The 21,621-nt window shown below is 70.1% G+C and carries 16 protein-coding genes and 1 pseudogene; 5 read left to right on the top strand and 12 right to left on the bottom strand.

Annotated elements, in window-relative coordinates; translation table 11 throughout:
- Positions 1 to 2: 2 nt before the first annotated feature.
- Positions 3 to 3,116, bottom strand: coding sequence for a protein kinase (locus tag AB0E78_RS26970; protein WP_361837322.1), 3,114 nt, complete (start codon positions 3,114 to 3,116; stop codon positions 3 to 5).
- A gap of 143 nt (positions 3,117 to 3,259) precedes the next feature.
- Positions 3,260 to 5,494: a serine/threonine-protein kinase gene (locus AB0E78_RS26965; protein ID WP_361837320.1), complete on the bottom strand. Its 2,235-nt coding sequence runs from the start codon at positions 5,492 to 5,494 to the stop codon at positions 3,260 to 3,262.
- A gap of 135 nt (positions 5,495 to 5,629) precedes the next feature.
- Here AB0E78_RS26965 and AB0E78_RS26960 point away from each other — a divergent pair, with 135 nt between their 5' ends.
- Positions 5,630 to 6,925: a serine hydrolase domain-containing protein gene (locus tag AB0E78_RS26960; RefSeq protein WP_361837318.1), complete on the top strand. Its 1,296-nt coding sequence runs from the start codon at positions 5,630 to 5,632 to the stop codon at positions 6,923 to 6,925.
- A gap of 35 nt (positions 6,926 to 6,960) precedes the next feature.
- Here the strand turns inward: AB0E78_RS26960 and AB0E78_RS26955 are convergent, their stop codons facing one another.
- Positions 6,961 to 8,667, bottom strand: coding sequence for a glycerol-3-phosphate dehydrogenase/oxidase (locus tag AB0E78_RS26955; RefSeq protein ID WP_361837316.1), 1,707 nt, complete (start codon positions 8,665 to 8,667; stop codon positions 6,961 to 6,963).
- 239 nt (positions 8,668 to 8,906) lie between these two features.
- Here AB0E78_RS26955 and AB0E78_RS26950 point away from each other — a divergent pair, with 239 nt between their 5' ends.
- Positions 8,907 to 10,160 carry a nucleotide sugar dehydrogenase gene (locus tag AB0E78_RS26950; protein WP_361837313.1) on the top strand — a complete coding sequence of 418 codons (1,254 nt, stop codon included), beginning with the start codon at positions 8,907 to 8,909 and terminating at the stop codon, positions 10,158 to 10,160.
- Positions 10,161 to 10,234: 74 nt separating this feature from the next.
- Here the strand turns inward: AB0E78_RS26950 and AB0E78_RS26945 are convergent, their stop codons facing one another.
- From AB0E78_RS26945 to AB0E78_RS26930, 4 genes are all read right to left on the bottom strand, one after another.
- Positions 10,235 to 11,359: a GuaB3 family IMP dehydrogenase-related protein gene (locus tag AB0E78_RS26945; RefSeq protein ID WP_361837310.1), complete on the bottom strand. Its 1,125-nt coding sequence runs from the start codon at positions 11,357 to 11,359 to the stop codon at positions 10,235 to 10,237.
- Positions 11,360 to 11,493: 134 nt separating this feature from the next.
- Complete coding sequence (guaB, locus tag AB0E78_RS26940) at positions 11,494 to 12,999, bottom strand: IMP dehydrogenase (RefSeq protein ID WP_361837307.1); 1,506 nt, start codon at positions 12,997 to 12,999, stop codon at positions 11,494 to 11,496.
- Between the two features lie 152 nt (positions 13,000 to 13,151).
- The gene (locus tag AB0E78_RS26935) at positions 13,152 to 13,727 is read right to left on the bottom strand and encodes a sigma-70 family RNA polymerase sigma factor (protein ID WP_055549856.1); all 576 of its coding nucleotides are present in this window, start codon (positions 13,725 to 13,727) and stop codon (positions 13,152 to 13,154) included.
- Between the two features lie 266 nt (positions 13,728 to 13,993).
- Complete coding sequence (locus AB0E78_RS26930; protein WP_003948568.1) at positions 13,994 to 14,605, bottom strand: response regulator transcription factor; 612 nt, start codon at positions 14,603 to 14,605, stop codon at positions 13,994 to 13,996.
- A 389-nt stretch (positions 14,606 to 14,994) separates the two neighbouring features.
- Between AB0E78_RS26930 and AB0E78_RS26925 the strand changes: the two genes are divergently transcribed.
- Positions 14,995 to 15,357 carry a WhiB family transcriptional regulator gene (locus tag AB0E78_RS26925; protein ID WP_361837303.1) on the top strand — a complete coding sequence of 121 codons (363 nt, stop codon included), beginning with the start codon at positions 14,995 to 14,997 and terminating at the stop codon, positions 15,355 to 15,357.
- Positions 15,358 to 15,379: 22 nt separating this feature from the next.
- Here AB0E78_RS26925 and AB0E78_RS26920 read toward each other — a convergent pair whose 3' ends face one another.
- Positions 15,380 to 16,276, bottom strand: coding sequence for a LysR family transcriptional regulator (locus AB0E78_RS26920; RefSeq protein ID WP_361837301.1), 897 nt, complete (start codon positions 16,274 to 16,276; stop codon positions 15,380 to 15,382).
- Between the two features lie 79 nt (positions 16,277 to 16,355).
- On the opposite strand from AB0E78_RS26920, the gene AB0E78_RS26915 reads away from it, so the two are divergent.
- Positions 16,356 to 17,033, top strand: a complete 678-nt coding sequence (locus AB0E78_RS26915) for an MOSC domain-containing protein (protein WP_361837298.1) — start codon at positions 16,356 to 16,358, stop codon at positions 17,031 to 17,033.
- 150 nt (positions 17,034 to 17,183) lie between these two features.
- Positions 17,184 to 17,957, top strand: coding sequence for an SDR family oxidoreductase (locus AB0E78_RS26910; RefSeq protein WP_361837295.1), 774 nt, complete (start codon positions 17,184 to 17,186; stop codon positions 17,955 to 17,957).
- Positions 17,958 to 18,036: 79 nt separating this feature from the next.
- Here the strand turns inward: AB0E78_RS26910 and groL are convergent, their stop codons facing one another.
- The 4 genes and pseudogenes from groL to AB0E78_RS26890 all read right to left on the bottom strand — a co-directional run bounded on the left by groL (position 18,037) and on the right by AB0E78_RS26890 (position 21,495).
- Complete coding sequence (groL, locus tag AB0E78_RS26905) at positions 18,037 to 19,662, bottom strand: chaperonin GroEL (RefSeq protein ID WP_361837292.1); 1,626 nt, start codon at positions 19,660 to 19,662, stop codon at positions 18,037 to 18,039.
- A 121-nt stretch (positions 19,663 to 19,783) separates the two neighbouring features.
- Complete coding sequence (gene groES / locus AB0E78_RS26900; RefSeq protein ID WP_006347174.1) at positions 19,784 to 20,092, bottom strand: co-chaperone GroES; 309 nt, start codon at positions 20,090 to 20,092, stop codon at positions 19,784 to 19,786.
- Between the two features lie 396 nt (positions 20,093 to 20,488).
- Positions 20,489 to 20,587, bottom strand: a pseudogene (locus AB0E78_RS26895) (polysaccharide deacetylase); the annotation flags it as partial.
- A 35-nt stretch (positions 20,588 to 20,622) separates the two neighbouring features.
- The gene (locus AB0E78_RS26890; RefSeq protein WP_361837290.1) at positions 20,623 to 21,495 is read right to left on the bottom strand and encodes a polysaccharide deacetylase family protein; all 873 of its coding nucleotides are present in this window, start codon (positions 21,493 to 21,495) and stop codon (positions 20,623 to 20,625) included.
- Positions 21,496 to 21,621 lie beyond the last annotated feature (126 nt).

The raw sequence follows: 21,621 nt of genomic DNA, 5'->3' as shown, positions 1-21,621 counted from the left end.
GCTCAATCGGTGACCTGATATGTCGAGGAGGCCTGCTCGTAGAGTCGGTCCACTTTGTCACGCTCGGACTCCGGCCCCCGGATCTGCACGACGTGATACTTCCCGCCGACGATCATCGCAAGATTGCGTACGAAGATGTCACCACCTCCCGAACCCTGCCAGGTGAACTGCCCCTCACCCATGATCCGTCCGCCCACGTCGATCCTGCGCATCCCGGAGGACACCGCCCAGGTCGAGTCGCGGAACGGCTGCAGCTCCCGCTCGTGCTCACGCTGGTACTTCATGGGGTCACTGCCGTACTCGTCCGTGCCGTCACGGCCCGGCACGACGATGAGTTCGAAGTCGCCCTTCTTGTAGACGACCTGCCCCCGGCCGTTCTTGGGCTGCCGGTCCCAGCCGTTGGCGACGGCGACCCGGAAGCCCTCGGCGTCCTTGCGGAGCGTAAAGCCCTGCGGCACCTCGGGGCCGCTGGTCTGCGGCTTCTGCGAGCCGGGGCTCTTCTCCGGCTTCCCGCTGGGCTCACCGGACCTGCCGTCCTCGCTGGGCCGGGCACTGGAGCTGCTGCCGGGGTCGGGCGCCTGGCTGGTGCCGGGATCACCCGCGGAGCCGACGCGCTCACCGCCCTTGTTCTCACCCGACTTGGGCATGAAGAGCATGGCGTACGCGACTGCCGCGACGAGCCCGATCAGGATCGCGATGAGCAGGAGGCGCCCCAGGGAACGCGGCCGTCCCGTCCCGCTCCGCTTGGGCCCGCGCGACGAGGCTGCCCTTTCGGGCATGGGAGCTGACCGGCCGGGCACGAATCCTGCCCGCATGGGCTCTGATCCCATGCGCTCCGTTCGCGCCGACTCTGCCCACATGGACTCTGTCCGCGGGGCCTCCGGTCCCGGGGCCTCTGTTCGCATGGGCGCGGCGGCTGTCGGCCCGGCTTCCCGCCCTCGCTTGTGCTTGTGCTTGCGGCGCCCGTTCTTCCGGGAGTTCGGGGCAGGGGCGACGGCGGGCGCGGAGGCGCGCCGCTTCTTGCGCCGTACGATCTCGCCGCGACGGCGTACGACAGGCAGCCGCCTGGCGTCGAACGGCGGCGCGGGCACGACGTTCGCACCGGCTTCCGGCTCGGGCGCCGAGCGCACCAGCGACCGCAGCCAGCCGCTCAGTTCCTCGATGTCGAGCCGCTCGGTGGGGTCCTGCCGCAGCAAGGACTCGACGACGGGCCGGAGCGGCCCGCACTCCTCGGCGAAGGCGGGCGGCTCGGCGCACACCAACTGGACGAGCTCGAAGGTGCTTTCCTCCGGGTAGGGCGCGTGGCCCTGAACGGCCCGGAACAACAGGGCGCCCAGCGCCCAGAGGTCGGTGGCGGGCCCGATGGGCGGGGCAAGCTGCCAGTTCTCGTGCACGGGCCCTGCCTGCTCGGGCGCCCACCGCTCGGTCACACCCCCGACCACGGTCATCCGGGCATGCCGGGCCCGCTCTGCGGCCAGAGCGGTGGCGGGCCCCCGCCGCACCCCACTGCGCTCGGCCACGAGGGCGTCCCAGTAGCTGTGGCCGGATGATGCTGGGGGGTTGGGGGTGCTGGGGTTGGGGGTGCTGGGGTCGGGCGTGTTGGGGTTAGGGCTGCTGGGGCTGTTGGGGTTGCGGGCGGGGGTGATGTGGGCGCTCGTTGCGCCTCGGCTGACCGCGGAACCAGGCGCACGCTGGCTCGACACGGGCCCGCTCTGCCGACCGCGGCTCGGCGCGTCGTGACGTGAGTCGGGCCGAGCCTGCACACTGCGGCCCGGCGTCTCGTGACGCGCTGCGGGGTCGTACGCAGGGTCGAACCCGGGCCCGGGTCCACTGCGGCTCGACGCGGCGGCGGGCCCACGACCGGACGCAGCACCGGCACCAGGCTCTCCGGAACCCGAAGCTCCCGCTCCCCCACCCCTCGGCAGTGCCCCGTGCCACGGCTTCGCACCCGCGACCCCGTAGGGATCCAGGATCCGCCCGGCAGCCTCGGCTTCGGCCTCACCCCTCCGCTGCTCCGCGCCGTACCCGCGCTGCCCTTCCCCGTCGTAGCCCTCGTAGCCCTCGCGCCCCTCGGCCCCCGCTGGGTCACCGCCCTCGCCGAAGCCCAGGCTCTCCCCGTACGACCCGCCGGTCCTGGGCCCCGGCAACTCCGTGCCGCCCCGCGATGCCGGATCCCGGCGCCCCTCGACCTCGCTCACCCGCGCCGCGGCCCGTGCCCCGGCGCGATACGCGGCTATGGCACTCGTCCGTGCCGCCCGCACGTCACTTCCGGGCTCCGGGGCCGGAGCAGGGGCCGCCTCGATCGCGGCGTGCCCACGCGACCCGTCGGCCCCCTCGACCTCATAGCTCTCATAGCCATCGTCGACCCCGTAGGCCCCGTCAGACTTACCCGCGTCGGACCCACCATCGGCATCATCAGCAGCATTGGCAGCGGCACCCTCATCCGCATCGGTGCCGCCCCCGCCCTCGAAACCCGCGAGAAACTCCTCGGGCCGAGGGTCGTACCCGCACAGCGCCTCTTCCGCCGCGCCCGCCGCGAGGCCCGTGAGGACGACCCGGCCGTCCTCACAGACCAGGACCGTGCGAGCGGTGATGTTCCGGTGGACCCAGCCATGCGCGTGCAGCACCCGCAACGCCGTGACCACGTCCGACGCGACCTCCGCCGCCCGGTACGGACTCAGTGGCCGGTCCGCGAGCAGCGCGGCCAGCGGCCTCGCCGCCACCAACTCGCTGACTATCCACAGCGAGCCCCCCTCGGCGAACACGTCGAAGACCTGGTCGAGCCGCGGGTGGTCGGGAATCTGCGCGGCGGCCTGCGCCGCCTCTATCGCGCGGCGCACCGCGGGGTCCGAGGGCCTCCGCGTCGTGCGCGCCGACGGCCGCCGCACCGCCCCCGCGCTCACGAACCCGGCCGGAAGCTCCCCTTCCGGCAGATCGCGCTCATCGAGTTCGAGTACTTCCGCGTCGACGACCTCAGGTAACGGCACCTGTCTGACCAGGACTTCCTGTCCGCTGTACGTGTCGAAGGCCCGCGTCTCGGCGAGTTCGTACTCGTCCGCGGGAGGCAGCGGCAGGCGATAGCGGTCGGCGAGAACCCGCCCCGCGTATTCGTCCACGACGCCTCCCCCGTCCGCACGGTGGTCAATTCCGTTCGCCTTACGCCTTGTTGTGGCTGCGTACGGTCCGCAAGCACTCACGATACGTGCCGGAGGCAAACCACATTGAGGGGATGCGAGATCTCACCGACCCCGCTCCGCCGCTACTTCTTCGGCTGGAACGACTTCGTGAGGGTCTGCCACGTGTCCTTGCGCTCGTCGCTGCCCCACTTGCCCGCCTTGGCCGTGTACATCATTCCGTAGCCCAGGTGGTCGTTGACGACGAACCCACGGTCTATCGAGCGGTACTTGGTGCCGCCGTCGACGTACGTGAACTCCCAGTCGGCCGTGTTCCACCCACGGAAGTCGGCCTTCTCTATCCGGATCCGCTTGTACTGCGGCCGGACCATGCCCGACTCCTGCTTCTTCCAGTCACTCACGGGGTCCGACTTGGGGGTGGTGGTCCAGCCGATCAGCAGCTTCTGCCCGTCAGGACCGGAGAAACGCGCGCCCGCCATGGCCGTGGTCTGGTACTTCCAGCCCTTGGGCAGGCCCACGGAGAAACCCTGGGAGTGCTTGTACGTCGACTCGGCACCGTCTTCCGGCTTCTTGCCGGAGTCGCCGTCGCCCTCGCCGTCGCTCTCACTCGGGTCGTCGCCCTCACTCGCACCGGGGCTCGCCCCCGCGCTCGCGTCCGCGCTCGCGTCCGCGTCGTCCTTGCCCTTGCCCTTCTCGGCACCATCGTCCTGCCCGGAGCCCTTCTCCTTCTCTTTCTCCTTCTCGCCGTTGCCCGCGGTCGTCCCGCTGGAGGCGCTCTTGTCGCCGCCGTTCTTGCTGTCCCGCCCGCCGCTGTCGTCCCCGTCGCTCAGCGCGAAAGCGAGCACGGTGCCCAGCACCGCGATCGCGAGAGCCAACGAGAAGATCACGAGCGTGCGCCGGGGCACCACGTCGGTGAGCGAGGCCTTGGGAGGCGCAGGGGACGGCGGCGACGCGGAAACCGGCCGCGTACGCGCATCCCCGGAACCAGAGCCAGAGCCAGAACGAGAACCGGGGCCGGAACCGGAAGCCGTCGCAGGAGCAGAAGCGGAGGTGGCACCAGCCGCACCGACGGCAGCAGAGCCAGCGGCTCCTCCCGCCGTCCCCGGACGCGAAGGCTTCTCCGCCACCGCCCCGGAACCAGAGCCGGCACCAGAACCGGAATCCGAGGGCGAAGCAGAACCGGAAGCCGCCGTCCCGGCCCCCGCACCCGCACCCGCACCCGCACCCCGCGCGGTAGCCGCAGCCGCGGCCTTCCGCACCGACCGGAGCGCACCCTTCAGCCGCTCGGAGGCGTCCTCACCCTTACGGCCGGAGTCCGCAGAGGACCCAGCAGACTCGGACTTACCCGCCGAACCAGCAACCCCAGCAGCCCCGCCGGCAGCCGCACCCGCACGGCCAGAGCCGCCCTTGCCCTTGCCGAACCGCTTGCCCGCCCCGGACATCGGCGGCACCGGAGGCAACGGCACGACCTTCGTCGCGTCTATCGGCTCCGGCTCGTCCTTGACCTCCGGCGCGTGAATCACGTCGATCAGGAGCGCCCGCGCCCCCGCGTCGTCGAGCCGCTGCTCGGGGTCCTTGGCGAGCAGGCCGTAGATGACCTTCTCCAACGGTCCGGCGTTCGTCGGCTGTTCGACGTCCTCGGTCATGACCGCGGTAAGGGTCGCGATCGCCGACCCCTTGTCGTACGGAGGCACGCCTTCCACAGCCGCGTACAGGAGACCGCCGAGCGACCACAGGTCGGCCGCGGGACCCGGCTTGTGCCCGCGCGCCCGCTCCGGCGAGATGTACGACGGCGCGCCGACGAGCATGCCGGTGGACGTGATCGACGGGTCGCCCTCGACCTGCGCGATGCCGAAGTCCGTGAGAACGACCCGCCCGTCCTCGGCGATCAGCACGTTCGACGGCTTCACGTCACGGTGCAGGATCCCCTCGCGGTGCGCGGACCGCAGTACGTCGAGCACCGCGAGCCCGACCTCGGCCGCACGCCTCGGCGTGAGCAGACCGTCCTCACGAATGGCCTCGGCGAGCGACTTGCCCTCGACCAGTTCCATCACGATCCACGGGCGGTCGTCCTCGTCGACCACGTCGTACACCGTCACCGCACTGGTGTTGCGGATCCGCGCGATCGCCTTGGCCTCACGCAACGTACGCGTGATGAGCCGGCGCTTCTCTTCCTCGTCGATGCTCGAGGGAAAGCGCAGTTCCTTCACCGCGACCGTACGGCCGAGTGTCTCGTCCTTGGCGCGCCAGACGGTTCCCATTCCGCCGCGGCCGAGCACTTCGCCCAGCCGGTAGCGCCCGGAGAGGAGACGTTCGCTCTTGTCCTGACGGGACTGACCCGTCTTCTCCGCGTCCGACATGCGTCCCCTCTGCTGCTACCGCTGCTACCCGCGCAACCCGCCCTGACAGAGCCTCCATTGTCCCTCACTCGGGGACCGGTCTACGCCCAGGGTCCAACGTCCCTCATGATGAGCTCCGCACAAGGAGGGACCACCATGCCCAATCCACGGACACTGCTGGCCATACCCCTTGCGGTGGCCCTCATCGGCCTGACTTCCGCCAGTGCGCCGCCGGCCGGGAAACCGGCCACGGACGCCACTCTTCCGTTGCTCGTCACCCGAGGCAAGGCCCCCGCCGCCGCTCTGTTGGCGCGCGAAGCCCCCTGGTCAACGACCGAACCCGGAGCCCCGGCCGCCCAACCGGACCGACAGGCGGCCCAACGCCCCCTCTGGCACTTCGCCCACGTCAACCAGCCCACCGTCGACGACACCACCCCACCCGCGGACATAAACCCAACACCCGACACGAACCCCGAATCTGACATCGCCACCCATACGAACGCCGTCTCCAAGACCGCCACAGGCAGCCCCTCCAACGCGCGCAACACCGACTCCGACGCCGAGACCGACAACGGCGCCGCCACCCGCATCCGCCGCACCGATCACTTCCGCGCCGGCAGCATCACCAAGACGTTCATCGCGACGGTCGTCCTCCAACTCGCCGCCGAACACCGTCTGTCCCTCTCCGACCCCGTGGAGCGCCACCTGCCCGGCCTCATCCGCGCCAAGGACAGCGAGAACGACAAGAGCACCAACGGCCTGGACGGCCGCACCCTCACCCTGCGGGCCCTGCTCACCCACACCAGCGGCCTCGCGGACTACACCAGCGCCACCAAAGGCCTCGTCCCCCTCACTCCGTCGGAGGCGGTCCGCACCGCCCTCACCCTCCCCACGACCGCACCCGGCCGCTGGTCCTACTCCAACACCAACTACGTCGTCCTCGGCATGGTGATCAAGCAGGTCACCGGCCGCTCGTACGCCGCCGAGACCGCACGCCGCATCATCACCCCCCTTCGCCTGTCCGGCACTTCCTTCCCCGGCACCCGCAGCACGCTCCCGTCCCCGCACGGCCGCGCGTACACGCACCAGGGCCGGGACGTCACCGCCCTCAACCCGGGCGTCGCGGGTGCCGCCGGTGAGCTGATCTCCACGCTCACCGACCTGGACCGTTACTACGCCGCCCTCCTCGCCGGCCGCCTGCTCCCCGCGCCCCAGCTCCGCCAGATGCTCAACACCCGCGCCGCGGAAGGCCACTACGGCATGGGCCTCTATCCGCAGAAGCTGCCCTGCGGAACCACGGTCTGGGGCCACAACGGCCGCATTCCCGGAAGCTACGTACGCACCGCCGCCACCCGCGACGGCGATCGCGTCCTCACCTTCCGGGTCAACACGGACGAGATAGCGGACCCGACCCTCGAACGGACACTCCTGACGGCCGAGTTCTGCTCCTAGCGCCGGAGCACCCGCGCGCCATCGCGCCTCCGGCGCTAGAGCGGCACGATGTCCGGCGCCCCCAGCCTCGCCGCGTCCGCCGTCAGGTCGTCCGGCTGCCGCTGCGACTCCCGCTCCGCCTCCACCCGCTTCTCGTAATGCTGGACCTCCCTCTCCACCTGGTCCTTGTCCCAGCCGAGGACCGAGGCCATCAGCTCCGCGCACAACCGCGCGCTGCGCGTGCCCCGGTCGAACGTCTCGATCGAGATGCGCGTGCGCCGGGTCAGCACGTCGTCCAGGTGCCGCGCCCCCTCATGTGACGCGGCATAGACGATCTCGGCGCGCAGATAGTCGTCCGCGGCGGGCAGCGGCTCGCCCAGTGTGGGATCGGCCGTGACGAGGGCGAGGACCTCTTCCGCCAGCGAGCCGTACCGGTTCAACAGGTGCTCCACGCGCACCACATGCAGCCCGGTGCGGGCGGCGATCCTGGCGCGCGCGTTCCACAGCGCCTTGTACCCCTCGGCGCCGACCAGCGGGATGTCCTCGGTGACGCAGTCGGCGACCCGCTGGTCGAGGCCGTGCACCGCCTCGTCCACGGCATCCTTCGCCATCACGCGGTACGTCGTGTACTTGCCGCCCGCGATGACCACGAGGCCCGGTGCCGGATGCGCCACCGTGTGCTCGCGCGACAGCTTGCTCGTCGCGTCCGACTCACCGGCGAGCAGCGGCCTGAGCCCTGCGTACACCCCTTGGACGTCGTCCCGGGAAAGGGGCACCGCGAGCACCGAGTTCACATGCTCGAGCAGATAGTCGATGTCGGCGCTGGACGCCGCCGGATGCGCCTTGTCCAGGTCCCAGTCGGTGTCGGTCGTCCCCACGATCCAGTGCCGCCCCCACGGAATGACGAAGAGGACGCTCTTCTCCGTCCGCAGGATCAGCCCGCTCGTCGAGTTGATGCGGTCCTTGGGTACGACCAGATGGATGCCCTTGGACGCCCTGACGTGGAACTGTCCACGCTCCCCGACCATCGCCTGTGTGTCGTCCGTCCACACACCGGTCGCGTTGACCACCTGTTTGGCCCGGACCTCGTACTCCCCGCCTCCCTCCACGTCCTGCACCCGGGCGCCGACGACCCGTTCGCCCTCGCGCAGGAAGCCCGTCACCCGTGCCCGGTTGGCGACCTTCGCGCCGTACGCCGCCGCCGTGCGCACCAGGGTCGCCACATAGCGCGCGTCATCCATCTGCGCGTCGTAGTACTGCATCGCCCCGACCAGTGCGTCCTTCTTCAGACACGGGGCGACACGCAGGGCGTGACGCCGGGTCAGATGGCGATGCATGGGCAGGCCGCGGCCGTGTCCTCGCGACATGGACATGGCGTCGTACAACGCGACGCCCGATCCGGCGTAGATCCGCTCCCAGCCCTTGTGCTGCAAGGGATACAGGAACGGCACCGGCTTCACGAGATGCGGTGCGATCCGCTCCAGGAGCAGGCCGCGCTCCTTCAGCGCCTCCCGCACGAGCGCGAAGTCGAGCATCTCCAGATAGCGCAGGCCACCATGGATCAGCTTGCTCGACCGGCTCGACGTGCCCGACGCCCAGTCCCGCGCCTCTACCAGGCCGGTGGACAGGCCGCGGGTCACGGCGTCCAGTGCGGTGCCCGCACCGACCACTCCCGCACCCACGACCAGGACATCCAGCTCCCGCTCGGCCATTCCCGCAAGTGACTCGGCACGCTCCGCCGGTCCCAAGGTCGCTGTCCTCACCGCTGCCTCCCGTTAGCTGTCGGGTGTGGTCGCGCTCACATCATGCCCAGATTCTGGTCAGGTCCGCTGAATTCATCCGCCGCCTGTGGACAACCCGCGGCCAACACTCCGACGCCTGACACAGCACAATGCCGCATAACGGTCATATTTACTCCTAGTCTGACATTGCGCTGGTCCACCTTGTCCACAGGGCTTGCGCGCTCGTCCCGCTCCGGCTATTGGGAGGACGGCCCACCGCCATGCCCGCAGATCTCGCCGTCATCGGTCTCGGCCACCTCGGCCTGCCCCTCGCCCAGGCCGCCGTCACCGGCGGCATCGCCACCATCGGCTACGACCCCGTCCGCGCCGTCGACCTGGCAAGCGGACGCCTGCCCTGCGACGGCGCCGAGGGAACCCTCACCGCCGCAGAAGTCCGCCGGATGCTCTCGGGGGGTTTCCGGCCGACCACCGATCCGGTGGAGCTCGGCCGGGTCCGCACCGCGGTCATCTGCGCTCCCACCCCTCCGGGGGCCGACCGCAGCCTCGACCTGAGCCAGGTGGCCGAAGCCGCCCGCGCCCTGGCCGCGCGGCTGCGCCCGCACACCACGGTGATCCTCGAGTCACCCGCTTACCCCGGAACCACGGAGGAATTCCTGCGCCCCATCCTCGAAGAGGGCTCGGGCCTGCGCGCGGGCCGCGACTTCCACCTCGCGCACTCGCCCGGCCGCCTCGACCCGGGCAACCGCACCCACGGCTACGCAGGCACCCCCAAGGTCATCGGCGGCCTCACCCCGGCCTGCACCGAATCGGCGGCGGCCTTCTACGGCCGCCTCACCGACAAGGTCGTACGCGCGCGTGGCCCACGCGAGGCCGAGACCGTGCACCTCCTGGAGACCAACTACCGGCACGTGAACATGGCCCTGGTCAATGAGATGGCCGTGCTCTGCCACGACCTGAGCATCGACCTGTGGGACGTCATCCGCTGCGCGGAGACCAAGCCCTTCGGCTTCCAGGCCTTCCGGCCGGGACCCGGCGTCGGCGGCCACGGAGTCCCCCTGGACATCCCGGGTCCCGCGCGCGGCGCCCGCCCCCTGCGCATGGTCGAACTGGCCCAGCAGGTCAACGACCGCATGCCCCGGTACGTGATCCAGCGCTCGGCGACCCTGCTCAACGAGCACGGCAAGTCCGCCCGCGGCGCCCGCGTCCTGCTCCTCGGCGTCACCTACAAGCCCGACCTCGCCGACCAGCAGGGCGCCCCCGCCCAGGAGGTCGCGACGCGTCTGATGGAGATGGGCGCCGCCGTCAGCTACCACGACCCCTACGTCCCCAACTGGAGCGTGCTCGGCCACCCCGTGCCCCGCGCGGACTCCCTCTACGAGGCCGCGGCCGACGCCGACCTCACGATCCTGCTCCAGCACCACCGCACGTACGACCTGCAAGGTCTGGCTGTGAAGGCCCAGCTGCTCCTCGACACCCGCGGCGCGACCCCGGCGGGCGCGGCCCACCGCCTCTGACGCCGCACCTGACGCCTGAACACACGGAAAGGGCCCCGGTACGAGTACCGGGGCCCTCCGTGGTGCTGAAGACGTCAGCGCTTGTGCTGCGCGTCCGCGACCGTCACCTCGACGCGCTGGAACTCCTTGAGCTCGCTGTAGCCCGTCGTCGCCATCGCGCGGCGCAGCGCCCCGAAGAAGTTCATCGAACCGTCCGGAATGTGCGAGGGACCGCTGAGGATCTCCTCGGTCGTGCCGACCACACCGAGGTCGACGCGCTTGCCGCGCGGCACGTCCTCGTGCACGGCCTCCATGCCCCAGTGGTGGCCCTTGCCGGGCGCGTCCGTGGCGCGCGCCAGCGGGGAGCCGATCATCACCGAGTCGGCGCCGCAGGCGATGGCCTTGGGCAGGTCGCCGGACCAGCCCACGCCGCCGTCCGCGATGACGTGCACGTACCGGCCGCCGGACTCGTCCATGTAGTCACGACGCGCGGCAGCGACGTCCGCGACGGCGGTGGCCATCGGCACCTGGATGCCCAGGACGTTGCGCGTGGTGTGCGCGGCGCCACCGCCGAAGCCGACGAGGACACCGGCGGCGCCCGTACGCATGAGGTGCAGCGCCGCGGTGTACGTGGCGCAGCCGCCGACGATCACCGGCACGTCGAGCTCGTAGATGAACTGCTTGAGGTTGAGCGGCTCGGCGGCGCCGGAGACGTGCTCGGCGGAGACGGTGGTGCCGCGGATGACGAAGATGTCGACGCCGGCGTCCACGACCGCCTTGGAGAACTCGGCGGTGCGCTGCGGGGAGAGCGCGGCGGCGGTGACCACGCCCGAGTCGCGCACCTCCTTGATGCGCTGCCCGATCAGGTCGGCCTTGATCGGCGCGGCGTAGATCTCCTGGAGGCGGCGGGTCGCGTTGTCGGTGTCCAGCTCCGCGATCTCGTCGAGCAGCGGCTGCGGGTCCTCGTACCGCGTCCACAGGCCCTCGAGGTTCAGTACGCCGAGTCCACCCAGCTCACCGATGCGGATCGCGGTCTGCGGCGAGACGACCGAGTCCATCGGCGCGGCCAGGAAGGGCAGCTCGAAGCGGTAGGCGTCGATCTGCCAGGCGATCGAGACCTCCTTCGGGTCGCGGGTACGACGGCTCGGCACGACGGCGATGTCGTCGAAGGCGTACGCGCGGCGGCCGCGCTTGCCGCGCCCGATCTCGATCTCAGTCACGTGGGTGGCCCTTCAGCTTTCTTCGGTACTTCGCACTTCTTCGGCACTCGGTCTGCCGCTCCAGTATCCCCGACGCGCGCAAAGGGGGCGGCCCCGGGAACCCGGACCCGCCCCCACGCGCGCGTGGAACGCCGTCAGCGCTTGTTCGTGTAGTTCGGCGCCTCGACCGTCATCTGGATGTCGTGCGGGTGGCTCTCCTTGAGGCCCGCGGACGTGATGCGCACGAAACGGCCCTTGGACTCCATCTCGTCGACGGAGGCGGCGCCCACGTAGCCCATCGTCTGGCGCAGGCCGCCGACGAGCTGGTGCAGCACGTTGGCCAGCGGGCCGCGGTAGGGCACCTGGCCTTCGATGCCCTCGGGCACGAGCTTGTCGTCCGAGGAGACCTCCGCCTGGAAGTAGCGGTCCTTCGAGTAGGAACGTCCCTGGCCACGGCCCTGCATCGCACCGAGCGAACCCATGCCGCGGTAGGACTTGAACTGCTTGCCGTTGATGAACATCAGCTCACCCGGCGACTCCTCGCAGCCCGCGAGCAGCGAGCCGAGCATCACGGTGTCGGCGCCGGCGGCCAGCGCCTTGCCGATGTCACCGGAGTACTGGAGGCCGCCGTCGCCAATGACCGGGACTCCGGCCGCGCGTGCCGCGACGGCCGCCTCGTAGATGGCGGTGACCTGCGGGACGCCGATTCCGGCGACCACGCGCGTGGTGCAGATGGAACCCGGCCCGACACCGACCTTGACGCCGTCGACACCGGCGTCGATGAGCGCCTGCGCGCCGTCGCGCGTCGCGACGTTGCCGCCGATGACGTCGACGCCCACGCCGGACTTGATCTTCGACATCCAGCTCAGGGCGTTGCTGTTGTGACCGTGCGAGGTGTCGACGATCAGGAAGTCGACCCCGGCCGCGGCCAGCGCCTGCGAGCGTTCGAGCGCCTCGGGGCTGGCACCGACGGCGGCACCGACGAGGAGACGGCCCTCGGCGTCCTTGGCCGCGTTCGGGTACTGCTCGGCCTTCTTGAAGTCCTTGACCGTGATGAGGCCCTTGAGGATCCCCGCGTCGTCGACGAGCGGCAGCTTCTCGATCTTGTGGCGGCGGAGGAGCTCCATGGCGTCCACACCGCTGATCCCGACCTTGCCGGTCACGAGCGGCATGGGGGTCATGACCTCACGCACCTGGCGGCTGCGGTCGTTCTCGAAGGCCATGTCGCGGTTGGTGACGATGCCGAGCAGCTTGCCCGCCGGGTCGGTCACCGGGACGCCGCTGATGCGGAACTTGGCGCACAGCGCGTCGGCCTCCGCCAGCGTCGCGTCCGGGTTCACGGTGATCGGGTCGGTCACCATGCCGGACTCGGAGCGCTTCACGAGGTCGACCTGGTTGACCTGGTCCTCGATCGACAGGTTGCGGTGCAGTACGCCGACGCCACCCTGCCGCGCCATGGCGATGGCCATGCGGGCCTCGGTGACCTTGTCCATCGCCGCCGAGAGCAGCGGGATGTTCACGTGGACGTTGCGGGAGATGCGGGACGAGGTGTCGACCGCGTTCGGGAGGACCTCCGACGCACCGGGCAGCAACAGCACGTCGTCGTAGGTCAGCCCGAGCGTCGCGAATTTCTCGGGCACTCCGTCGACGTTTGCAGTCATGACACCTTCCCCAAATGGCCTTGATCGGTGCGGATGTCCATGCTAACGGGAACAGAGGGTGTCTCATTCCACGATCAAGATCATCGACCAGGTTTGTACGTTCATACGTCATGAACGTACGCCGAAGTCGATCAGTGAGCGCCCGGTGATCGTTACTGCTCGGCCAATGCCCGCAGACGACTCAGCGCGCGATGCTGCGCGACCCGCACGGCACCCGGGGACATGCCCAGCATCTGCCCGGTCTCCTCGGCCGTGAGCCCGACCGCGATCCGCAGGAGCAGCAGCTCGCGCTGGTTCTCCGGGAGGTTGGCCATGAGCTTCTTGGCCCATTCGGCGTCACTGCTGAGCAGCGCGCGCTCCTCGGGGCCGAGGGAGTCGTCGGGCCGCTCGGGCATCTCGTCCGACGGCACCGCCGTGGATCCGGGATGGCGCATCGCCGCGCGCTGCAGGTCGGCGACCTTGTGCGCGGCGATCGCGAAGACGAACGCCTCGAAGGGACGTCCCGTGTCCTTGTAGCGCGGCAGCGCGAGAAGGACCGCGACACACACTTCCTGTGCCAGGTCCTCCACGAAGTGCCGCGCGTCACCGGGCAGTCGGGAGAGTCTGGTGCGGCAGTACCGCAGCGCCAGAGGGTGCACATGAGCCAGCAGATCGTGCGTCGCCTGCTCGTCACCCTCGACCGCGCGAAGGACGAGGGCACCGATCACCGTCGTCTTGTCATCGCGCATCGGTCCATGGTGCCTTGGCGCCGATTGATCCGTGGCACCACGTCCGTAGTTGTGCACCGAAGCGTTATGAGCAGGTGCGCCGGAACTCATCTCGTGCGCCCTCCCCTCCCGCTCGACCGACCTGTCCCCGAGGAACTCCACACCTCAAGGATGCGGCATCGGCGGCGAAGCAACGGCAACCGCTCCCGCGAGAGGGAGCGACGGGCGTCCGTCACCCCGCCCACCACGCGGCGGGCGGGGATCACCGTGCCCGCACGGCGGCACACCTATCGGACCAGGCCCCAGCGGAAACCGAGCGCCACGGCGTGCGCGCGGTCCGAGGCGCCGAGCTTCTTGAAGAGTCGCCGGGCGTGGGTCTTGACCGTGTCCTCGGAGAGAAAAAGCTCACGTCCGATCTCGGCGTTCGACCGGCCGTGACTCATGCCCTCGAGCACCTGGATCTCCCGCGCGGTGAGGGTGGGCGCCGCGCCCATCTCGGCCGAGCGCAGTCTGCGCGGAGCCAGTCGCCACGTCGGGTCGGCGAGCGCCTGCGTGACGGTCGCGCGCAGTTCGGCACGCGAGGCGTCCTTGTGGAGATAGCCACGGGCACCGGCGGCGACCGCGAGCGCGACACCGTCCAGGTCCTCGGCCACGGTGAGCATGATGATGCGCGCACCGGGGTCGGCGGACAGCAGCCGCCGGACCGTCTCCACGCCGCCCAGACCGGGCATGCGTACGTCCATCAGAATCAGGTCCGAGCGGTCGGCGCCCCAGCGGCGGAGAACTTCCTCGCCGTTGGCCGCCGTCGTCACACGCTCGACGCCGGGCACGGTCGCAACCGCGCGGCGGAGCGCCTCTCGGGCAAGCGGGGAGTCGTCGCAGACGAGGACGGATGTCATGACTGTCCTCCGCGGCTCTCACAGCTGCTGCGCGTCACCTTGAGCCTCCAGGCTGGTACATATTCGTCACCTGTGCGGTTGACGCTCTCGGACATCTGCCCGAGCGCTTGTTCTTTCAACCGCCTCGCACTCTCAACGACGGTCACCCGAAAGAGTTACGGGGCGGTCAGCCACGTTCGGCACTCTACGTGAGGGCGCGGACACAGAGCAGACAGCGCAAGAGACCCTCAACCTTTCATCACAACCCATGCCCCATTTAGCCCTTTTCCTTCCCTTTTGCTGGTGTCTGTGGCTAGATTTTCCAATGAGTCATATTTTCATCTCCTTAGACAGTAGATGTACGGTCGTGGGCACCGTATCCGCGCAGAACGGCTACCAGGAGACAAGCAATGGCAGATTTCTCCCGCCTTCCCGGACCGAACGCTGATCTCTGGGACTGGCAGCTCCTCGCGGCCTGCCGCGGGGTCGACAGCTCGCTCTTCTTCCACCCCGAGGGCGAGCGGGGCGCGGCACGCAGCGCGCGCGAGAACTCCGCCAAGGAGGTCTGCATGAGGTGTCCGGTACGCGCGGAGTGCGCCGCTCACGCCCTCGCGGTACGGGAGCCGTACGGCGTGTGGGGCGGGCTCACCGAGGACGAACGCGAGGAACTCATGGGCCGCGCCCGGAACCGTCTCGTCACGACCACGGCTCCCTCGGCGTCGACATCGGCCGCGGCCAGGGCTTCAAGCGGCGGCATCGTCACGCACACCTGAAGGAACGTTTCTTCGGAAGCGCTCAGCGCTCCGCGGCGCGCGCGAGGTGGTCCAGCGTGGCTGCCACCGCGGGCACCTGCGCCAGATCCGGCAGGGTGAGCGCGACGATCTCGCGCTGGACGGCAGGCTCCACCGTCACTGTGCGTGCACCTTTGGGGCGTACGGACTCGATGGCGAGCTCGGGCAGCACCGCGACCCCCAGGCCCGCGCCGACCAGACCGATCACCGCCGGATAGTCGTCGGTCGCGAAATCGATGCGGGGCACGAAACCCGCCCCTTCGCAGACCTCGACCAGCTGCCTGCGACAGCGCGGACAGCCCGCGATCCACGGCTCGTCGGCCAACTCCCCGATGGCGACCGACTGCGCCTTGGCGAGCCGGTGCCCCTCGGGCACGAGACCGACGAGCCGGTCGGCGAGAAGGGGCCGCACGACCAGGTCGTCCCACTCCTCGGCGGCGGACGCGCCGTCGTAGCGGAAGGCGAGCGCCACGTCGCAGTCCCCCTCGCGCAGCATCTCGACCGAGCGCGGCGGTTCGGCCTCCACGAGCGAGACCCGGGTGCCGGGGTGCGCCGCACGCAGGGCGGCCAGCGCGCTCGGCACCAGCGTCGAGCTGCCGCTGGGGAAGGAGACGAGGCGGACGCGGCCCGCCCGCAGGCCCGCGATCGCGGCGACCTCCTCCTCGGCGGCCGTCAGTCCCGCCAGGATCCCGGCAGCGTGCCGGACCAGGGCTTCGCCCGCCTGCGTGAGGCGCATCTCGCGGCCGGTGCGGATCAGCAGTGTCGTGCCCGCGGAGGCTTCGAGCGCCTTCATCTGCTGGCTGACGGCGGGCTGGGTGCAGCCGAGCTCGCGCGCCGCGGCGGAGAAGGAGCCGGTGGCGGCGACCGCACGCAGGACACGGAGATGACGGGCCTCGATCATGGCGCAAGCATAAGTGACGCTTGGGTCGTACGCCCAATAATGCGTCGCCGCTTTGGGTGAGCTCGCCTAGCCTTCCGCCATGAAGCTTCTTTCCGTGAATCTGGGCCGGTACAAGGCCGTGGAGTACACCGACGCCCCGTCCGGCGGTACCGGCATCGACAAGCAGCCCGCCGAGGGGGCCGTACGGGTGGACGCTCCCGGCGCGAAGGGTGTCGCCGGCAGCGGGGTGGCCGGCGACGAGGTCTGCGACCTGCGGCACCACGGGGGCGACGACCAGGCGGTGTACGCCTACGCGCGCGAGGACCTCGACGCATGGGAACGGCTGCTCGGCCGTCCACTGCCCCATGGCTCCTTCGGCGAGAACCTCACGACGTCCGGGCTCGACGTGAGCGGCGCGAAGATCGGCGAGCGCTGGCGCGTCGGCCCCGATCTGCTCCTGGAGGTGACGTCGGGCCGCATTCCCTGTCAGACGTTCCAGGGCCACCTCGGCGAGACGAAGTGGGTCAAGCGCTTCACGCAGCAGGGCGTCCCCGGCGCCTATCTGCGGGTGATCGAACCGGGCGAGATCCGTGGCGGGGACGCGATGGAGATCGTGCACCGGCCGGCGCACGACGTCACCGTCGCCCTCCAGTTCCGGGCCGTGACAACGGAGCGGCACCTGCTGCCGAGCCTGCTCGCCGCCGGTGACGCGCTGCACCCCGAGTCGATCGACGCGGCGCGGAAGTACGCGGAGAAGTACGGCTCGCGGGTGTCGTAACGGGCGTTCGGGAGAGGCGACTTGGTGGCGGGACGGGCGGTCGGCGCAGCGCGGTCGGCGACGTGGGCCGGAGAGTCATGGCGAAAGGACAGCAGGCCGGGAGGCCATCCGGGGAACACAGCGGTCACTGGATCTCACTAGCCTTGGGCCATGACTACGGCTCTGATTACGGGATCGACCGCCGGTATCGGCGCGGCCTTCGCCAGGCGGCTCGCCGGTGACGGCCACAACCTGATCCTGGTGGCACGGAACACCGAGCGGCTGCGGGAGCAGGCGACCGAACTGCACGACCGGCACGGCATCGAGGCGGAGGTGCTGACCGCGGATCTCGCGACCGACGACGGGATCGCCGCCGTCGAGAAGCGGCTCTCGGACCGCAGGAACGCGGTGGACCTGCTGGTGAACAACGCCGGTTTCGGCAACAAGGGCCAGTACCTGGAGGTGCCGATCGAGGACGAGCTGACGATGCTCAAGGTGCACTGCGAGGCGGTGCTCCGGCTGACGTCGGCGGCGACGGCGTCGATGCGGGAGCGGGGACGCGGTGGCGTCGTCAACGTCGCGTCGGTGGCGGCGTTCGTGCCGCGCGGGACGTACGGCGCGTCGAAGGCGTGGGTCGTGCAGTTCACGCAGGGCGCGGCGAAGGATCTGGCCGGATCGGGGGTGCGGCTGATGGCCCTGTGCCCCGGATTCGTACGGACCGAGTTCCACGAGCGCGCCGGGATGGGGACGTCGAACATTCCCAAGTGGATGTGGCTCGACGCGGACAAGCTGGTCGCGGCAGCGCTGGACGACCTGGCGCGCGGCAAGTCCCTGTCCATCCCGGACCCGCGCTACAAGGCGCTGATGGGAGTGGTGAAGGTGACGCCGAGGGCGCTGCTGGGCGGGGTGACGTCACGTACGGGCAGGAAGTACGGCCCGCAGTAGAGAGATGCCCCTCGACGCGCCGAGGCCCGGCGCCCCCGGATGGGGGCGCCGGGCCTCGGTTCAGCTCAGCGGCAGCGGGTCAGTGCGAGTGACCGTGGCCGTGGCCACCGGCGTCGGCCTCGTCCTCGGCCGGCTTCTCGACGACCAGGGTCTCGGTCGTGAGGAGCAGCGACGCGATGGACGCGGCGTTCTCCAGGGCGGAGCGGGTGACCTTGACCGGGTCGATGACGCCGGCCTTCACCAGGTCGCCGTACTCGCCGGTCGCGGCGTTGAAGCCGAAGCCCTTGTCGAGCTCGGCGACCTTCGAGGTGATGACGTAACCCTCGAGGCCGGCGTTCTCGGCGATCCAGCGCAGCGGCTCGACGGCGGCGCGGCGGACGACGGCGACACCGGTGGCCTCGTCACCCTCCTTGCCGAGGTTGCCCTCGAGGACCTTGACGGCGTGCACCAGAGCGGAGCCACCACCGGAGACGATGCCCTCCTCGACCGCGGCGCGGGTCGCGGAGATGGCGTCCTCCAGACGGTGCTTCTTCTCCTTGAGCTCCACCTCGGTGGCGGCGCCGACCTTGATGACGCACACGCCGCCGGCCAGCTTCGCGAGGCGCTCCTGGAGCTTCTCGCGGTCCCAGTCGGAGTCCGTGGCCTCGATCTCGGCCTTGATCTGGTTGACGCGGCCCTGCACCTCGGAGGCGTCGCCGCCGCCGTCGACGACGGTGGTGTCGTCCTTGGTGATGGTCACGCGGCGGGCGGTGCCGAGCACGTCCAGGCCGACCTGGTCGAGCTTGAGGCCGACCTCTTCGGCGATGACGGTGCCGCCGGTGAGGGTGGCGAGGTCACCGAGCATGGCCTTGCGGCGGTCGCCGAAGCCGGGGGCCTTCACCGCGACGGCGTTGAAGGTGCCGCGGATCTTGTTCACGACCAGGGTCGACAGGGCCTCGCCCTCGACGTCCTCGGCGATGATCAGGAGCGGCTTCGAGGCGTTGGTCTGGATGACCTTCTCGAGCAGCGGGAGCAGGTCCTGGATCGAGGAGATCTTGCCCTGGTGGATCAGGATGTACGGGTCGTCGAGGACGGCCTCCATACGCTCCTGGTCGGACACCATGTACGGGGACAGGTAGCCCTTGTCGAAGGCCATGCCCTCGGTGAAGTCGAGCTCCAGACCGAAGGTGTTGGACTCCTCGACGGTGATGACACCGTCCTTGCCGACCTTGTCCATCGCCTCGGCGATGAGCTCGCCGACCTGCGGGTCCTGGGCCGACAGACCGGCGACGGCCGCGATGTCGGCCTTGTCGTCGATCGGGCGCGCGGTGGAGAGGAGCTCCTCGGACACGGCCTTGACGGCGGCGTCGATGCCCTTCTTCAGGGCGGCCGGGGAGGCGCCGGCGGCTACGTTGCGCAGGCCTTCCTTGACCAGGGCCTGGGCGAGGACCGTCGCGGTGGTGGTGCCGTCACCCGCGATGTCGTTGGTCTTGGTCGCCACCTCCTTGACGAGCTGCGCGCCGAGGTTCTCGTACGGGTCCTCGACCTCGACCTCGCGGGCGATGGTGACGCCGTCGTTGGTGATGGTGGGAGCGCCGAACTTCTTGTCGATGACGACGTTGCGGCCGCGGGGGCCGATCGTCACCTTGACCGTGTCGGCAAGCTTGTTGACGCCGCGCTCGAGGGCGCGACGGGCGTCCTCGTCGAACTTCAGGATCTTCGCCATGGGAGCGGTTCAGCCCTCTCGAAAAATCGGGTTCAAACGAACTGCGCCCCTCGCCGCCCGGCAATCAGCAGCGGGGTGACCAGGGGCGCAACTCAAAAGCAATACTGGTGAAGCAGGTGAATTACTTCTCGACGATCGCGAGCACGTCGCGAGCCGAGAGGACGAGGTACTCGTCGCCGTTGTACTTCACCTCGGTGCCGCCGTACTTGCTGTACAGCACGACATCGCCGACCTTCACGTCGAGCGGCAGGCGCTCACCGTTCTCGAAGCGGCCCGGGCCCACGGCGAGGACAGCACCCTCCTGGGGCTTCTCCTTCGCGGTGTCCGGAATGACCAGGCCAGAGGCCGTGGTCTGCTCGGCGTCGAGCGGCTGGACCACAATGCGGTCCTCGAGCGGCTTGATGGCAACCTTGGAGCTGGCGGTCGTCACGATCCGGTCTCCCCCTTCGGAGATCTACGGGGTTAACAGTCTGGGGTGGCGACCAGGTGGATCCGTCGTCGCGGGTGCCGGACCTGCCCGTCGCTGTTGGCACTCTCCAGTGGTGAGTGCCAGGGTTGACACTAGGACGACGATTAGCACTCGGTCAAGCGGACTGCTAATTCGCTGACGCGGGTCTTATCCGGAGGGGGACGCGGAGGAGCCCTCGGGTGGGGACGCGACGGAGCCCTCGCGCCCCTCGGACGGGGACGTGGAAGAGCCCTCGCGCCCTACGGGGCAACGCTTCCCCTCGCTGACGGGTTCCGTCTCCGCCGCCTCGTACCGATCCGTTTTCCGTGGCCCGGCGAGCTGGACGCAGCTGGGGGACGGTGCCGGCTTGCGCGTCGGGACCTTCTCGGCCGCCTTCCTCCCCAGCCTCTCGATCGGGTCCACCGACTGTGCGCACCCCGTGAGCAGTGCGGGCGCGAGCACGCCTGCCGCGAGCATGCCGACAAGGGACCGCCGCGCCCGCGCCCGCCCGGTCACAGGTAGTCCTCCAGCCTGGCCACCGCGTACCCCTTGTCGGTGACCGTCTTCATGACCTTGCGGACCATGTCGGGCATCGTCCCCTTCCAGTCCTCGCGCCCCCGGAAGTGCGTGAGGATGATGTCGCCGGGATGCAGGTCCCGGTCCCACTCGCGCCACTCCATGTGGTCCGCGAAGGCCTCGGACGCCCACAGCGGCACGGCCTTGACCCCGCAGGACTTGGCGGCCCGCAGCGTGTCCTCGTTGTAGTTTCCGTAGGGCGGGCGGAAGAGCTCGGGCCGCTTGCCGTAGCGCTTCTGGATGACGTTTTGCATCCCGCAGATCTCGCGGCGCTGGCCCGCGTACGAAAGCCCCGGCAGGTAGCGGTGGTTGAGGGTGTGGTTGTTCAGCGAGACGCCCCGGGCCTGCATCTTCTTGAAGTAGCCGTAGTCCTCCTTGACCAGGTAGTCACTGAGGAACGCGGTGTACGGGATCTGCAGTTCGCTCATCATCTTGAGCAGCGCCGGGTCCTTCTCGGCGCCGTCGTCGATGGTCAGGAAGACGACCTTCTTCTTGGTCGGGACGGTCGTGAAGACCGGCGGCAGCGCCGCCTGCCCCTTGACCTCGAAGCCCTTGCGGGTGGTGATCACCGGCTTCTTGGCCGGCGCGGGCGGCGCGGCCAGCGGGGGCTTCGCCAGGCCCCAGCGCTTCGCGGCGGCGGCGCGGGCCACCTGGGCGACGCGGAGCTTCTGGGCGTAGGAGTCGAGGGCGCGGGCGGGCGGCGCGTCCAGGCGCTGCTGGCCGGGGGCGGGGTTCGCTCCGCCGTCGGAGCCCGACGCGCAGCCGGAGGCGATCGCGGCGACGACGAGCGCGGCCACCCCGGCCCGCATCCGCCCCCTCACCCGACCCTTCCGCCTTGGACCGAATTTGTCGTTTTGTCGTACTAGTTGCATGGCGCCGGATCTTTGCAGCTCACGGGCCCGCGGCGGGGCCGACACCGCCGCCGGGCGCGCACC

This window comes from Streptomyces sp. NPDC032198 (assembly GCF_040636975.1).
GTDB lineage: Bacteria > Actinomycetota > Actinomycetes > Streptomycetales > Streptomycetaceae > Streptomyces.
This window is presented reverse-complemented; position numbering and strand designations above follow the sequence as displayed.